Annotated in this window: 14 protein-coding genes and 1 tRNA gene; 11 read left to right on the forward strand and 4 right to left on the reverse strand. The window is 59.2% G+C overall.

Going from position 1 to position 13,793, the window contains the following annotated elements:
* Positions 1 to 5 precede the first annotated feature (5 nt).
* Positions 6 to 1,496 (forward strand): pyruvate kinase, encoded by a 1,491-nt coding sequence (gene pyk / locus JOE41_RS19480; RefSeq protein ID WP_011691553.1) that lies wholly within the window; start codon positions 6 to 8, stop codon positions 1,494 to 1,496.
* A gap of 145 nt (positions 1,497 to 1,641) precedes the next feature.
* On the opposite strand, the gene JOE41_RS19485 is transcribed toward pyk, so the two are convergent.
* On the reverse strand, positions 1,642 to 2,247 hold the full coding sequence (locus JOE41_RS19485; protein WP_011691554.1) for an ANTAR domain-containing response regulator: 606 nt from the start codon (positions 2,245 to 2,247) through the stop codon (positions 1,642 to 1,644).
* Between the two features lie 206 nt (positions 2,248 to 2,453).
* On the opposite strand from JOE41_RS19485, the gene JOE41_RS19490 reads away from it, so the two are divergent.
* Both JOE41_RS19490 and JOE41_RS19495 read left to right on the forward strand, forming a co-directional pair.
* Positions 2,454 to 2,535: transfer RNA gene (locus JOE41_RS19490), tRNA-Leu, on the forward strand.
* A gap of 88 nt (positions 2,536 to 2,623) precedes the next feature.
* Positions 2,624 to 3,754, forward strand: coding sequence for a site-specific integrase (locus JOE41_RS19495; RefSeq protein WP_209753278.1), 1,131 nt, complete (start codon positions 2,624 to 2,626; stop codon positions 3,752 to 3,754).
* 18 nt (positions 3,755 to 3,772) lie between these two features.
* On the opposite strand, the gene JOE41_RS19500 is transcribed toward JOE41_RS19495, so the two are convergent.
* Both JOE41_RS19500 and JOE41_RS21255 read right to left on the reverse strand, forming a co-directional pair.
* The gene (locus JOE41_RS19500) at positions 3,773 to 4,018 is read right to left on the reverse strand and encodes a hypothetical protein (protein ID WP_209753279.1); all 246 of its coding nucleotides are present in this window, start codon (positions 4,016 to 4,018) and stop codon (positions 3,773 to 3,775) included.
* 55 nt (positions 4,019 to 4,073) lie between these two features.
* The gene (locus tag JOE41_RS21255) at positions 4,074 to 4,349 is read right to left on the reverse strand and encodes a winged helix-turn-helix domain-containing protein (RefSeq protein WP_209753280.1); all 276 of its coding nucleotides are present in this window, start codon (positions 4,347 to 4,349) and stop codon (positions 4,074 to 4,076) included.
* Between the two features lie 229 nt (positions 4,350 to 4,578).
* Here JOE41_RS21255 and JOE41_RS19510 point away from each other — a divergent pair, with 229 nt between their 5' ends.
* Positions 4,579 to 5,082, forward strand: coding sequence for a hypothetical protein (locus JOE41_RS19510; RefSeq protein WP_209753281.1), 504 nt, complete (start codon positions 4,579 to 4,581; stop codon positions 5,080 to 5,082).
* Here JOE41_RS19510 and JOE41_RS19515 read toward each other — a convergent pair.
* Positions 5,036 to 5,359 (reverse strand): helix-turn-helix transcriptional regulator, encoded by a 324-nt coding sequence (locus tag JOE41_RS19515; RefSeq protein WP_209753282.1) that lies wholly within the window; start codon positions 5,357 to 5,359, stop codon positions 5,036 to 5,038. The two genes, JOE41_RS19510 and JOE41_RS19515, sit on opposite strands and share 47 nt — an antisense overlap.
* 311 nt (positions 5,360 to 5,670) lie before the next feature.
* On the opposite strand from JOE41_RS19515, the gene JOE41_RS19520 reads away from it, so the two are divergent.
* From JOE41_RS19520 to JOE41_RS19550, 7 genes are all read left to right on the forward strand, one after another.
* Positions 5,671 to 6,453 (forward strand): RNA polymerase sigma factor, encoded by a 783-nt coding sequence (locus JOE41_RS19520; RefSeq protein WP_209753283.1) that lies wholly within the window; start codon positions 5,671 to 5,673, stop codon positions 6,451 to 6,453.
* A gap of 774 nt (positions 6,454 to 7,227) precedes the next feature.
* Positions 7,228 to 8,343 carry a C40 family peptidase gene (locus JOE41_RS19525; protein WP_209753284.1) on the forward strand — a complete coding sequence of 372 codons (1,116 nt, stop codon included), beginning with the start codon at positions 7,228 to 7,230 and terminating at the stop codon, positions 8,341 to 8,343.
* 584 nt (positions 8,344 to 8,927) lie between these two features.
* Entirely contained in the window at positions 8,928 to 9,719 is a 792-nt protein-coding gene (locus tag JOE41_RS19530; RefSeq protein ID WP_209753285.1) for a hypothetical protein, read from the forward strand.
* Between the two features lie 37 nt (positions 9,720 to 9,756).
* A complete protein-coding gene (locus tag JOE41_RS19535; protein WP_374068582.1) occupies positions 9,757 to 10,623 on the forward strand; it encodes an ETEC_3214 domain-containing protein in 867 nt (288 codons plus the stop codon).
* Between the two features lie 137 nt (positions 10,624 to 10,760).
* Entirely contained in the window at positions 10,761 to 11,795 is a 1,035-nt protein-coding gene (locus JOE41_RS19540) for a hypothetical protein (RefSeq protein ID WP_209753287.1), read from the forward strand.
* Positions 11,796 to 11,974: 179 nt separating this feature from the next.
* Complete coding sequence (locus JOE41_RS19545) at positions 11,975 to 12,703, forward strand: hypothetical protein (protein ID WP_209753288.1); 729 nt, start codon at positions 11,975 to 11,977, stop codon at positions 12,701 to 12,703.
* Positions 12,704 to 12,756: 53 nt separating this feature from the next.
* On the forward strand, positions 12,757 to 13,641 hold the full coding sequence (locus JOE41_RS19550; protein ID WP_209753289.1) for a toll/interleukin-1 receptor domain-containing protein: 885 nt from the start codon (positions 12,757 to 12,759) through the stop codon (positions 13,639 to 13,641).
* The last annotated feature ends 152 nt before the right edge of the window (positions 13,642 to 13,793 follow it).

The raw sequence follows: 13,793 nt of genomic DNA on the forward strand, positions 1-13,793 counted from the left end.
GGTATATGAGACGCGCAAAAATCGTGGCAACGTTCGGACCGGCTATTTCCAGCTTCGAGAACACCCTCGCAGTTGTTGAAGCCGGCGTGGATGTTGCCCGCATGAACATGAGCCACGGCGACTACTCGGTGCACGACGTGACGTACGAGAACGTCCGCAGGGCATCCAAGCAGCTCGGAAAGCCCGTGGCCATCATGGCTGACCTCCAGGGCCCCAAGATCCGCCTGGGCCGCTTCGTTGACGGCCCGCACGAGCTGGCTGTCGGCGACATCTTCACCATCACCACCGAAGACGTCCCGGGCACGAAGGACATCTGCTCCACCACGCTCAAGAGCCTGACCGACGACGTCAACGTCGGCGATGCGCTGCTGATCGACGACGGCAAGGTCGCCTTGCGCGCCCTCGAGGTCGACGACGTCAAGGTGGTCGCCCAGGTGACTGTCGGCGGCATGGTCTCCAACAACAAGGGCATCAACCTGCCCGGTGTTGCCGTCAACGTCCCCGCGCTGAGCGAAAAGGATGAGGACGATCTGCGCTGGGCCATGCGCCGCGGCGTGGACATGGTTGCCCTCTCCTTCGTGCGTGACGCTTCGGACATCAAGCGCGTCCACGAAATCATGGACGAAGAGGGACGCCGCGTGCCGGTGATCGCCAAGATCGAGAAGCCGCAGGCCGTTGAGCAGCTGCACGAGATCATCGACGCGTTCGACGCCATCATGGTGGCCCGTGGCGACCTCGGCGTGGAGCTGCCGCTCGAAGAGGTGCCGATCGTCCAGAAGCGCGCCATCGAACTGGCCCGCCGCTGGGCCAAGCCGGTCATCGTTGCCACCCAGGTGCTCGAGTCGATGATCGACAACCCGCGCCCCACCCGTGCAGAGGCTTCGGACTGCGCCAACGCAGTGCTCGACGGCGCCGACGCAGTTATGCTTTCCGGCGAGACGAGCGTGGGCAAGTACCCGATCGAGACCGTCAAGGTCATGGCACGGATCATCGAATCCACCGAGGTCCACGGCCTGGAGCGCGTACCCCCGCTGGGCACCAAGCCCAAGACGCGTGGCGGCGCCATCACCCGTGCCGCCGTCGAAATTGCCGACCAGCTGGACGCCAAGTACATCTGTGCGTTCACCCAGTCCGGTGACTCGGCCCGCCGCCTCTCCCGCCTGCGTCCGGTCCGTCCGGTCTTCGCGTTCACTCCGGTGGAGCACGTGTGGAACCAGCTCGCACTGACCTGGGGCATCCAGCCGGTCCTGGTCCCCATGGTGGACCACACCGACGAGATGACCGCGCAGGTGGACCGCAGCCTGCTGGAACTGAACCTGGTGGAAGACGGCGACCTGGTGGTTATCGCTGCCGGTTCCCCTCCCGGAAAGGCCGGTTCAACCAATTCGCTGAAGGTGCACAAGGTGGGCGACCTGTCCGACACCGGCCGCTCCGGCGAAGGTGTTAGCAACAAGGAAAAGCTCGGACCCTGGCCGGAAAAGAAGAAGAAGGCCTAGGTCTAAGGACCAAAAAGGGAGGATCCCCGCCGTATGGCGGGGATCCTCCCTTTTTGTCTCTGCATCTAACTGCCCAGCGCCGGGTGGTGACGGCCGGCAGGCACCCGGCAGGCCGTCGTCGTACTTGCCCTGCCGGGTCCTGAAGTTAGTTGACCTGGTTGATGATGGTTTCGGCGACCTCGCGCATGCTGAGGCGGCGGTCCATGGAGGTCTTCTGGATCCAGCGGAAGGCCTCGGGTTCGGTAAGGCCCATCTTGGTGGTGAGCAGGCTCTTGGCGCGCTCCACGAGCTTGCGGGTGGCGAACTGCTCCTGGAGGTCCGAGACCTCGTTTTCCAGGGCCTTGATCTCCTCATGGCGGGAGAGTGCGATTTCCAGGGCGGGGATCAGGTCCGCGGGGGTGAACGGCTTGACCACGTAGGCCATGGCACCGGCGTCCCGGGCCCGCTCCACGAGTTCCTTCTGGCTGAAGGCCGTAAGGAGGACTACGGGGGCGATGCGGGCCTTGACGATCTTCTCGGCGGCGGAGATGCCGTCCATGACCGGCATCTTGACGTCCATCAGGACGAGGTCAGGCTTGAGTTCCTCGGCGAGCTGGACGGCCTTCTCGCCGTTGTCCGCTTCGCCGATAACGTCATAGCCCTCGCCCCGGAGGATTTCGATGATGTCCAGGCGGATAAGGGTCTCGTCCTCGGCGACAATAACGCGGCGCGCCGGCTGGGTGTTGGGGTTTGACTCCGTCTGTTCTGACACGGGAACTCCTTGAAAGGTACGGCGGGAACTAGTCCATCTTAGTTGTGCCCGCCGCTGTACTTGGAACTGCTTGGGTTCGTTGCGGCTTCACTGGCGCGATTCTGGAATTCAGCCTATCTGCATGTAGAGTAATTTCGCGCACTGGAAGCGATCGCGTTGCTCACAACGTAGCTGTGAGCCTAAGATTGTTACTCCGTGTAATCCGCGCCCGAGTGGCGGAATTGGCAGACGCGCCGCACTCAAAATGCGGTATCGAAAGGTGTGTGGGTTCGAGTCCCACCTCGGGCACAGTGTTTCCGCAGGTCAGCGGGGTTTCGACCCCCGGAGTGTGCACAAAATCTCGTTTTTTGTGCACACGAAGCCTAGAATTTGAGGCATGGCCAGCATTTGGGAACGGAAAAAATCGGACGGATCCACGTCGTTCACGGTCCGCTGGCGTAACCCCGAAACGAAGAAGCAAGAGGGGATCACCCTCGCCACGTCAGCCGAAGCCCAGACGCTGAAACGCCTTCTTGACGCGAACAATCAGTCCTTCGAAATCGCACAGCATGCGATGGTCAAGAACCAGACCAAGAAGCCCACGGTTGCTGCGGTGATCCAGGAACACATCGACCTTCTGGTTCGCCCGTCCGTCGGGACTGTCCACACTTACCAGACGATGTTGAAGCTGCACATCGCTGACGTCATCGGTCACATACCTGTCGACAAGCTCGACTACCGTCACCTGACCTACTGGATCAAGACGATGCAGAAGAAGGGCAGGTCTCCGAAAACGATCAAGAACAACCACGGCCTCATCTATGCGGCCATGGAGACAGCGGTTATGCTCCGCTACCGGAAAGACAATCCTTGCCGCGGCGTAAAGCTCCCGTCAGGTGAGAAGGCAGAGGATGAAGCCCGGTTCCTGACACACGCCGAATTTGGGATGATCCTTGAGACGATGGGGGACCGGTACAGGGCGTTCACGGAGTTCCTGGTTATGACCGGCACGCGCTTTGGCGAGGCCACTGCCGTGACTGTGGCAGACGTGGACCTCATGTCCAAGCCCGCCACAATTCGGATCAATAAGGCATGGAAGCGCGGTACTGATTCCGAGTACTACATCGGTGCCACCAAGACGGGTGCCGGCAAGAGGACGGTTTCCCTGAACCCTCATTTGGTGGAGGTGCTCATTCCCCTGGTGGCCAGCAGGCCCGGTTCGGATCTCTTGTTCACCACCCCTAAGGGTGAGCGGATCATTCACAAGCTGTATTGGCATCACTATTGGGTTCCCGCAGTCAAGGCCGCCCAAGCCCGTGGGCTGACCAAGTCGCCCCGGATTCACGATTTGCGCCATACCCACGCGTCCTGGCTGATCCAGGACGGAGTTTCCTTGTTCACCGTGTCCAGGCGACTGGGGCACGCCTCCACGCGTACGACGGAGGAGGTGTACGGCCACTTGATGCCTCAAGCTCTTCAAGATGCCGCAGACGCCGTCGAGCGGTCCGCCGTTGTCTGGCGTGGCTAGCCGGCGGCACTCGCCAAACTAGGAGTATTTCTGGCGCGACTGGGCCCGGGTGCCGATCATTCGGACGGAGGCGGGGGATGTACTCGTTAACCGGACTTCGCGCAGCTGGGCAATCTCCTTCAGGTGGACAGACGTAAAGACGATCTTTCCCTTGCCCCAGACGGAATGCGGGAACTCTCCCTTGGCGGCCCCGTCACGGAGCCAGGCTTCTGAGCACTTGAGGACCGAGGCGGCCTCGGCCGGTTCGAAGAATTCGAGTTTCATGCCTTCTTCGGTCCTTTCGTGATTTTGCTGCGGCAGGGGTGATGCTGAGTCCTGCCTAGTTCATTGGAGCAAGGCCATCCGGCTGCATGACCGGGCAGTGGAAAGTCGCTGCAAAGTCATCGGTCTGGCGCCGCACTTGTTCCGGAGAAGCCGTGAACTGGCTCGAGGCTCGTTGGACGAGACCGGCGTTTCCAAGGCAGCTGAGCTGCCGTCGGATGGTCGACGGCGATGCCTGCAGCCCGGCTCCGATTTCGCTGCACGTTGACGGGCCGTTCTTGAGTAAGAAGCGGACAATTTGGCTTCGCGTTCGGTTCATCAGGATGTTCGACATGGAGACCGGAACCTAAGGAATGAAGGGAGTGCGTTGCTGTAGACGGGTCTACAGGAGCAGGTTACCCCTGCCGAGGTCATGATGGAAGGGCCTATTTCTGCTCATGAATCTTCTAAAGTAAGTGGAGCCCGATTGCCGAGCTATGAGACTCGCGGAATACTGGGCGGTAGGGTGGCCGCAAGTAGCTTGCGGGGCCGCCGGTGTTGAAGAGGCTGATCAAGGGGCGGTTATGCGGATTGACGAGACAGGGCATGGTGAAGGCCTGTCGCCTCAGGGCCAGCTTGCTCGTCGTCTGAATCTGCTGCTCGATGTAGTTGTTGCCGAACGAGGGAAGCCGGTCACGTTCAGGGAAGTTCAAGCGGACCTTGCCGGCAGGGGCATCAAGCTGTCGCGGGCACGATGGTTCTACATGAAAGAGGGGACCGGCCGTCTGGTCAGCGATCCTGTGTTGCTGGCTGGCCTCTGCGACATCTTCAAGGTTGACCCGTCCTATCTGGTTGGCGATGACTCTACCTTGCCGGAGCGAATCGATTCGCAGCTTGAGTTCGTTAAGTCCCTGCGTGCGGCTCGCGTGAAGACCTTCGCCGCACGAACTCTTGGGGACGTATCACCGGAGACGTTGCAGGCCATCTCTGAGTATCTCAACAAGGATATTGGCCGGCACCCTGGTGGGGAGCGGGCGGCGGCTAGCCCTCCAGAAGATATTCAAGATGAGCCGCCAGTAGCTCCTTGATCCGTTCCGGGTTGGCTGAATAGCGCGGCGAGCGGCCGTGACGACGGCCTGGTTCCACGTCGACTAGGATTGCGCCCGATTCCTCCAGCGCGAGCAGGTGCTTGGCTACGCTCGGTTCGCCGGCGCTGACAGATGCCGCAATGTCCCCACGGGAAGCGGGGCCGTGCGCCGACAGGTAGCGGAGGATCTCGTTCCGTGATCGGTTGCCAAAGGTCGCGACGGCGGCCTCGACGTCGGCCGACCAGGCGTCGTCATGAGGCTGCGTAATCCTTGGCATGGAACCATTCTTATCTACAGTTCGAAGAAAAGTAAGACTCGTCGTCTTGACGATACTTTAATTATCCTTGAGAATAGTTTGCATAGCCTTATTGCATTCGTGGTCGGCCCTGGTTTAGCGGCCATTCTTGAGGTGTCGGGCATGCCGTCACCGGACTTATCGGAAGCGTTTAGTCGAAGCGGTGAAGACCAATGCGAGTCGAAGCCAGAGCAAATCAGGCCCAACATGACGAACCAAATGCAGTTACCGTCGATGTTTCCCTGCGCACACCACCAGCGCCGGCAGTGCTGGCAGTCCCGGTGGATCAGATCATGGTCGCCGTTGACGGTGTGCGCCGATATGTCATTTCGCATCTGTCCCGGCTCGGCAGGGCCTGCGACGTGGACGACGTTATGCAGGACATCCGGGTTGCGGTGTGGGATGGAGTGAACCGAGGACAATATCGCCAGCTTCCGGGAGTCCCTTTCGGTGCCTGGGTCCAAGGAGTGTGCATCAACGTGTGCGCCGCGCACATCCGCCGGGAGCTGAGCCATCCGACGCTGCCGTTGCTGATTGAAGCCGGAGATCCGGACGGATCGGCGTCGCTCGATGCTCTGGCGATGCTAGTTGTCGGCGGTGTGGATCGCAGTGCTGAGAAAATCATCGACAAGGAATGGGCGCGAAAAATTATCCAACTGACCGGGGCAAGTGTGCCGGACGGCGTTTGGGAACTTGCCGTTGACAGCCTGACCGGGCCACGCCAGTACGGTCCGCCTTCGCCGCAGGACAGGCGCCGCTGGCATGCGGCGACGGTGGTGCGCCAGACGGCAAGGACTGTTCAAAGCGCGCTGGAAGTTGAGCCGCAGGAGATCCGCAACATCGGGGACGTGTGCCAGCGTGCGGCAGAATGCCTGCCCACGCCGGTACTCCGTCGAACTGCGGCAACCATCGTTCGTACGGGTGTTAGCGGGCCGGACCGCGCCAGGGCGTTGGCGGCGTTGGCCGCTGAACTCGGCGTTACGGAGCGCTATGTTGCCGTCCAGATTGGATTCGCCCGGCGTCTGTATCAAACCGCCTGGCGGATTCTCCAGAGTGCAAGGCGACCTCCACGCTAAGTCATGTCCTCAGCCGCTCAAATTGCAATGAACTGGCGAGGAGGGTGGAATGACGTTGACCCGGAGAATTGCAACGCCTGGCTCAAGCAGCCGACGGCGATGGTTGTTCGTAGTGTTCGTAGTCTTGAGTGTTGCGACGGTGTTGTTCGCTTTGACGCGGCCTACCCTGACTCCCGCATCTGAGCCGGGTCCAGCGCTGTCGAGGGCGCCCACTCCCCAGATGTCGGCGGCCCCCTCTGGTGGGGCGCAGCCAGAAACTCTGAAGACGGCTGCCGCCGTCGAAGCACCCGACAGCTATGGCGCGCCTCGCACTATGGACTTCCGCAAGCTGGCCGCGGCGGCGGCTACAGCGATATACACATGGGACACGCGTAGGGCGTCGTACTCGGAGGTTTACTCCGGCCTCCGCAACTGGTGGCATGTGCTCCCTGACGGATCCAATCCGCTGGCCGTGTTTGTCCAAGAGTTCGAGGCGACTGGGATCAACGCCGGAACCTATCAGTTTCTGGCCGGGCAGCGGGCGTACCGTTCGGCAACGGCGGAATCCGTGATGTGTGACAGTGAGCTGGCCAAGGTACGAGAGCGCCCGGCGCCCTGGACAGGACTCCACGTTTGCACTATCTCTCTTCGCATCTTGGACCAGTCAATTTCTGCCCGCAACATGTATACGGCCCCAGTCAGCGTCATGGTCAACTGTCCGCCAGCCGCCAGTGCTCCCGCGGATCATTGCATCATGGTCGGCTTTTATGCCGCGCCGAACAGGGTGCTTTACTGATGCCAGCACCAGCGACGCTGGCCTTTCTGGCAAGGCGGCGCACGATCGTGCGGGCTTTGGTTGCCGCGGTTACGGCGGCGATCCTGGCGGGCGCCTTCGCGCTCTGCGCGGCTGTTGCGGTGCTCGGCGCCAATGCGATGAGCACCGGCTCGATCTGCTCTTCAGCCGGATTGAGTGGTCAGCGAGGCGCCGACGCGGGTGGTGTTTTGAGCTTTGGCAATAGCAACCAGGCGCCGGCCAATCTGACGGCCCGGCAATTGGATCTTGCAAAGGGATACGTTTCCGTCGGCAAGCAGCTGGGCGTGCCACGTAGTGGCCAGATCATCGCAATCATGATGGCTCTGCAAGAATCCAGCCTCAGAATGCTCGCCAACGTGAACGTCCCCGGATCGCTCAGCTTCCCGCACGACGGTGTTGGAAACGACCACGACTCCCTTGGCACCGCGCAGCAACGTCCGACTGCCGGCTGGGGGAGTGTTGAGGAGCTGATGAATCCCATTTATAACGTACGGGCCTTCTATGGCGGACCGGCCGGTCCCAACCAGGGGAGCCCTCGCGGGTTGTTGGACATTCCCGGATGGCAAACCATGAGCAAAGGCCAGGCTGCCCAGGCGGTTCAGGTGTCGGCGTTTCCTGAGCTGTATGCGCGGTGGGAGCCGGAAGCGTTGGCCATCGTTGACGTTCTCGACGGCGGTATGGCACCCGCTCCTTGCGTCGATCCGGCTCCCGTCTCGGCGCCTACAACAGCGCCGGCAGATCTGAGTCAGATCCGAAAGGATATCCTGCGGTTCACCCAAGCCGGTGTCGGCGGGTCGTACGTGTGGGGCGGGACGGCCTTCAAAGCGTGGGACTGCTCCGGCTTTGTCCAATGGATCTTCCGGCAAGCTGGAATCAACCTCCCGAGGGTGGAGCAATGGAGGGTTGGGAAGCGGACGGACAATCCGCAGCCAGGGGACTTGGTCGTTCAGAACGCTCAGGGTCCGGACAACTGGGGACACGTTGGCATCTACGCCGGCGACGGGATGATGTACAGCGCGCTAAACCCTTCTGTGGGGACGCGGCTGCATCCGATCGCCTGGAATTCAGATACGGCCTATTTTGATCTACTGGCTTGACAACCTTATCGACGCCGTACCGTCCCGTCCCGGCACCGGGGCGTATGGCCGTCTCCAGGCATCGATGTTTTCGTCCGCCTGATCCCAGCATGCTCAAGCTTGCGAGAGAACAGAGGTCCTGTGGCGGCGGATGGTCATTGTGAGACCCTGCATTCTCCTCCGACTAGGCATCCGCCTTGACGGACTTGTCCTTCGGCCCCCATCAGCACGTCCGCTAGGGTGTCTTTCACGGTGGCGGCTAACCTTAAAAGGAATAACTCAAAGGAGTGAAGCGGTGGCTTCGGGTCGCTTTGATTCCAATCGACTTGTCGGCCTGAGCGGTTGCCTCGGGGGAGTTCGATATGAGCATAGTTAATGCCGATGAATTACGCCGGACACGAGTCGTCAATTGTGCGAAGCGGCGGACGCTGTCCAGGATTGGGGTATTCGTCGGCGCGGATCGGTCCCATCCCCTGCCGGCGCCGCCTAGCGGAAGCATCGGGGAATGCTATTCCTTGACGAGGCGTCAAATCTAGGGCACACCACACCTGTCAGCAAGTCCGCGCTGCCGTTGACTGTCAGTGGTCTTTGGCAGACTTACTCCCATGACCGATGAGCAATTTGCCGAGCTGCTGCAAGCAATCCAGGACAACGAACCCAGCCTTACAGACTGGATTGGGGCAGGAGCATCCCTTCTGACGTTTATCATCGCTGCAATTGCCCTCGTGGTTGCCTGCGGCCAGCTGCGGGAAGCGGCCGCAGCTCGTCGGCAATCGAAGTCACTGGAGCGCGAAAAGTCGCAGCCCTATGTAGTCGCCTTCTTGGAAGAGAACGCTGTGGGCTCGCATGTCATGGACCTTGTCGTGAAGAACTTTGGGCAAACCGCTGGCCGAAATGTTCGTCTCTCTTTCGAGCCCACTCTCAACCGGACTGATGACTATGGCGGTGACGAAGCTGTGGAACTGCCGGAGGTAATCTCCTTCATGGCGCCGGGGCAGGAATGGCGGACCGTGTTTGACTTCGCCAGGGAGCGAGCCAAACGCGAAGACTTACCCATGACCTACAAGGGCGTCGTTACTTACGACGGTATTGACGGTGAAGCGCAAACAAGCGATGTCGTCCTTGATCTTCATCCTTACAAGGCACGCATCTTCACAGAGGTTCTCGGCGTCCATCACGCGGCTCGTGCCCTGCAAGAGATCCGTGACAATCAGAAGACGTGGACGGAGTTCAGGAGTCTTCGCGTGACCACACGGGACGGAGATGCGAAGGACGCAAGGGACGCCGAGTACAGGAGGGAACGTCAGGCGGAGCGAGCGGCACAAGAGGAGGCACAGCGTAGGTTCAAGGAACCGGCCGAGGGCTTTGGCGTTACCAATAACGACGCGGGACAGTAATTTCAAGGGAGTCTCCCGATACGGGAGACTTAGTGCTGTGGATGCAGCGACTCTAAATCTCCTTGGCCAATTCGCCTCAGTTTTCGCAGCTATTGCGGCTGCCGTTCCCTTTGTCGCTACGATCCGAGCAGGGTTTCGTCGGACCGTAGGTAGCCGCTGGGAACTAAAACGACGGGTAGCCAAGATGGTCGTAGGTGTTACGGGAGATCATGTTCGGTCCCTCTTCGGCGTCCCCGTCATGCAGAACAAGTCGCCGGGCGTCACTGGTGCTGTTGATTACTTTTACATGACTAATCACGCCTGGATAGTGACGAGGGAAATGGATGGGGTGGTCCTTGAGTGGTCGATTACGGTTACAGACGCCAAATTTAAGATTGATCTGCAGGACTTAACCTTTGGACTTGTCCGAGGAAAACTTGGTCACACGACTTTTGCCGAATCCATAGAGCGTTACGACGGGCAGTATGAGGAACAAGGAGCGCATGCGTACACCTATGCAGAATGTAGGTACTTTGGCGGACCGTCCGCGTATCAGACCTTCGTGTTCACCTATAACAGGGAGGGCGTCGGTACATGTGCGCCAAGCGGACAGTCCGTCGTGGCTTCTCCTCCATTTGTGTCCGGTGCTCCTGTCGGGGACCTCACGCAGCTCGAAGAGCCTCGTCAAGGAAACACCATCAATACGTTCTACGCATGTGGACTGAGTAATGAATCTCTAGTGGACGGGTCGGGGATGTGGCCCGTAGTTCATGGCGACTTTGTTGCTCCCCTTCGTGGTTCACGCTCCGAGCGAAAAAAGTGGCTGAAGAAAAGACTGCTAAGCTTGAAGGTTTCTCACAAGCAGCGAGATCGAACCAAGCGGCTGTCGAACAAGAGAAAGCGTGACTCCATTAGTCACCCCTAGACTGGTGCGCCACTGTATCTTGTGCCGTGCTTCCAAGGGGCAGGGCGTCGATGCTTTAGGAGTGGTCATTTTTGGACACTCCGTTTCATGCGGCTAGGGGACGGATAACTTCCCCTCTGTTAGGTAGCGTTTGATACATGCGTGCCATCGACCTTGAAGCCAGAGTAATTACTGCTGTAGATCAGATCCGTGCGCGTCAACCCGTGGAGCACGACCTGATCGAATGTAAGCGAAGCTGGCCCCAAGAAAAGAAAGCGCGGCAGCTGGCCGGTAGCCTGAATCGGGCGGGAGGTGATCCCGTGGTGTACATCATTGGCATCGACGAGAAAACAGGTGAGATCCACGACGTCTCTGGCACCGACATCCTCGACTGGTGGTCTCAGATCATTCCCCAGTTCGACCACACACCGCCAGAACTCGTACGACATCTGAATGTCCAGGTGGGCGAAGCTGGTCAACACGTGGTGGCTGTTGCCGTTGCTTCCGACCGTGCCCCGTATGTTGTCAAAACTGGTAGCGCGAATCCAAGCCTTGAGGTGCCAATGCGTGAAGGCACTGGGACTAGAAGTGCCCGACGCGATGAGCTCCTTCGCATGCTGATCCCGACGGTACGATTGCCGCAGGTCGTCTTACTGGAGGTAGATCTCCGCTCCGAGTATTTCCCGCCGTCCTCAGGCAGCTCAAACACAGAGGAGCTGACGTGCACAGGACAAATGCGCTTATACGTAGAACATAACGGCAGCGGCATCGTCACTTTGCCTGCCCACGGTATGCGGGGCCAAGTTGCCCTAAATGGGGAGAAGTTTGAGCTCGATGTGGTGCCTCCGATGGAGCAAGCGAATGTCTCCGCGGGGTCGCAAAGTTATGGGTTCCAGCGACAGAGCGATGGTGTCACTCTTACAGGTCCCCGTGCTGTTCCATTCCAGCTCACGGTGCGGGGGATAACCCCTGACCACGTGCCGCTGCTGATTGCCATAGATGAGCTTGAAGTCGACATAGCATTTGACGTGCTGCATTCAATGAAGCCCATCAACATCAAAGCCTTGTTGAATAGAGTTGGTGAGAGCAACATGTGGGGCCTTGCCGGCACACAAGGAGACGACATCTTCCTTAGGAGCTGGACACCGGGTAACTGGCGCGTCAAGCATCCAGGTCTGCGTTCCGATGGCTGAGGCTTCTAACCCTCTTGATGGCGGTGCGAGCTCGGTTGAATCCTGGGACGACGAGCCAGCCTGTACGTTCGACCCTGACAATGGCTTCGCCATCAACAAACGCAGCCTAGACACGTTCCGTTGGTACTCGTACCTAAATTCTGTAGATGACTGCGACGAAACGTTGCTACAGTCCAAAAATGAAGAGTGAGTATTCCGCGGAAGCAATCCGACTGACCGAAGTCTGCCGAACAATCTTTGGCGACGAATCCCGGTGGATTGTAGCCAATGGTTATCCCGACAGCCTGGCATTGGGCATTATAGATTCCATCTTCTCGACCGGGTCGAGCTACCAGAGCGTCGTCAACGTCGTGAACGCCTACAGGGCACGTAGGAGAGCGGAGGGGGCAGATCCCAATCGTGATGGTGTTACAGAGCTCCTAGCGTCGTTTGAGAACGCAGGAGGCAGCGCAGAATGGGCGATAGCTGTTGACAACCACAAGCCAGCACACACCAAGCCGGGAGCTGTCTTAAAGGCTGAGGTTGTACACCAAGCCGCCTTGGCCTTGAAAGATCTCGAAGGCGGACCAATCCTGACGACAGCTGATATGCACGCGGAGTACGTAAAGGACAATGAGCTGACACGGGTCAAAGACGTCTGGCTTGATCTTCCCAGCCAGTCCTCTGGCGTGACATACGATTACGTACTGATCCTGGCCGGCTTTCAGTCAGTAAAGCCCGACCGGATGGTCATCCGCTTTATTAAGGAACATGCGGGTCTTGATGGAAAACGGATAACCCCTAAGCAGGGGGCAACTCTTATTCGTGAAGTTGCTGAGCTTTATCCGACTCAGCCGAGGAAGCTCGACCACGTGATCTGGCGACACGTTTCGGGGCGCGAGGTCTTCCGCAAGGATGAGCTGAATTAGCGTTTCCAGTTGGTAGCCTTACGTGTCTTGTCAGAGCGAGCATGGGGTAAATCTTGAAGGTCTTTATTAGCTGGTCAGGCAACAGCAAGGGTGTGGCGCTGGCCATCAACAAGGCACTCCCTTCGCTTTTCGACAAGGCTAGCCCTTGGATCAGTACGGAGAACCGATCAGGGTCCATCTGGTTGCCTGCCATAGACGAGCAGCTCACAGACACCGACTTTGGAATCATTTGCGTCACCAAGGCAAACCAGCATGCGCCCTGGTTGAACTTCGAGGCCGGCGCTCTGTCCCGCCGCGTGGACGCCAAGCGTGAGCTCATGCCCGTGCTGCTGATCGACTTCGACGCCATGAACGAGGTTGAAGGCCCCGTAACGGGCTTCCAGATGCAGATGGCGACACTAGATGGTTTCTTCTCCATCATGAAGGATCTCAACTCCTGTGAGCTTGGTCCGCACATCAACGAGAAGATTCTTCGTACTCGTGTTGAGCTCGTCTGGGTGGACATTGAAAAGGAAGTCCGCAAGGTCAAGGAGAGTCAGTCATCAACTCAGGTTGTGGAGCGGACTGATTCAGAAAAGATCGACGAGGTACTTGATGTTGTCCGTGGGCTTTCTAGAGCGGGCAGCGTGCGCAACTGGTCCACGGGGGTGGCCGAACAGCGGCTAGATAGCGAGGAAAAGCGGGTGGTCGCTAAAGCTATCGGTGATGCTGCAAAGTTGCACGAGTTGGGGGAGGTTGTCACCACCTACCCTGATGATCGCCGTGTCTTGGTCAACGTCGAGAAGCCGGTATCTGCGGACGCGGGCCAAGCGCTGCAGCATGCCGCCACATCAGTGCTATGGCGCGATATTGAAGTCTCGTTCCAGCCCATGTCAGCTCAAGAAGTGGCTAACTCTGTGGCACTCAACGACCATATAAGGCGCTTCGGACAAGAGTGAGAGTCTTTCGATCGGTCACATTAGAGACACCCATCAAAGCTCTGCATTCCCATCTAGGACTCACCATGTTGCCGCCATGGCATTCGCTCCACTCGGTGCAGGAGGGCCCGGCTTTGATGTCCGCGGGTTTTACGATCTCGCCAGCTCCGGTC

The sequence above is a fragment of the Arthrobacter sp. PvP103 genome (assembly GCF_017833075.1).
In the GTDB taxonomy this organism is placed as follows: domain Bacteria; phylum Actinomycetota; class Actinomycetes; order Actinomycetales; family Micrococcaceae; genus Arthrobacter.

What these genes read in the sequence shown, in the direction of transcription:
- pyk (WP_011691553.1), top strand. Translation starts at nt 6, where the DNA reads ATGAGACGCGCAAAAATCGTGGCAACGTTCGGACCGGCTATTTCCAGC.
- JOE41_RS19525 (WP_209753284.1), top strand. Translation starts at nt 7,228, where the DNA reads ATGCCAGCACCAGCGACGCTGGCCTTTCTGGCAAGGCGGCGCACGATC.
- JOE41_RS19510 (WP_209753281.1), top strand. Translation starts at nt 4,579, where the DNA reads ATGCGGATTGACGAGACAGGGCATGGTGAAGGCCTGTCGCCTCAGGGC.
- JOE41_RS19515 (WP_209753282.1), bottom strand. Translation starts at nt 5,359, where the DNA reads ATGCCAAGGATTACGCAGCCTCATGACGACGCCTGGTCGGCCGACGTC.
- JOE41_RS19520 (WP_209753283.1), top strand. Translation starts at nt 5,671, where the DNA reads ATGGTCGCCGTTGACGGTGTGCGCCGATATGTCATTTCGCATCTGTCC.
- JOE41_RS19500 (WP_209753279.1), bottom strand. Translation starts at nt 4,018, where the DNA reads ATGAAACTCGAATTCTTCGAACCGGCCGAGGCCGCCTCGGTCCTCAAG.
- JOE41_RS19495 (WP_209753278.1), top strand. Translation starts at nt 2,624, where the DNA reads ATGGCCAGCATTTGGGAACGGAAAAAATCGGACGGATCCACGTCGTTC.
- JOE41_RS19540 (WP_209753287.1), top strand. Translation starts at nt 10,761, where the DNA reads ATGCGTGCCATCGACCTTGAAGCCAGAGTAATTACTGCTGTAGATCAG.
- JOE41_RS19545 (WP_209753288.1), top strand. Translation starts at nt 11,975, where the DNA reads ATGAAGAGTGAGTATTCCGCGGAAGCAATCCGACTGACCGAAGTCTGC.
- JOE41_RS19530 (WP_209753285.1), top strand. Translation starts at nt 8,928, where the DNA reads ATGACCGATGAGCAATTTGCCGAGCTGCTGCAAGCAATCCAGGACAAC.
- JOE41_RS21255 (WP_209753280.1), bottom strand. Translation starts at nt 4,349, where the DNA reads ATGTCGAACATCCTGATGAACCGAACGCGAAGCCAAATTGTCCGCTTC.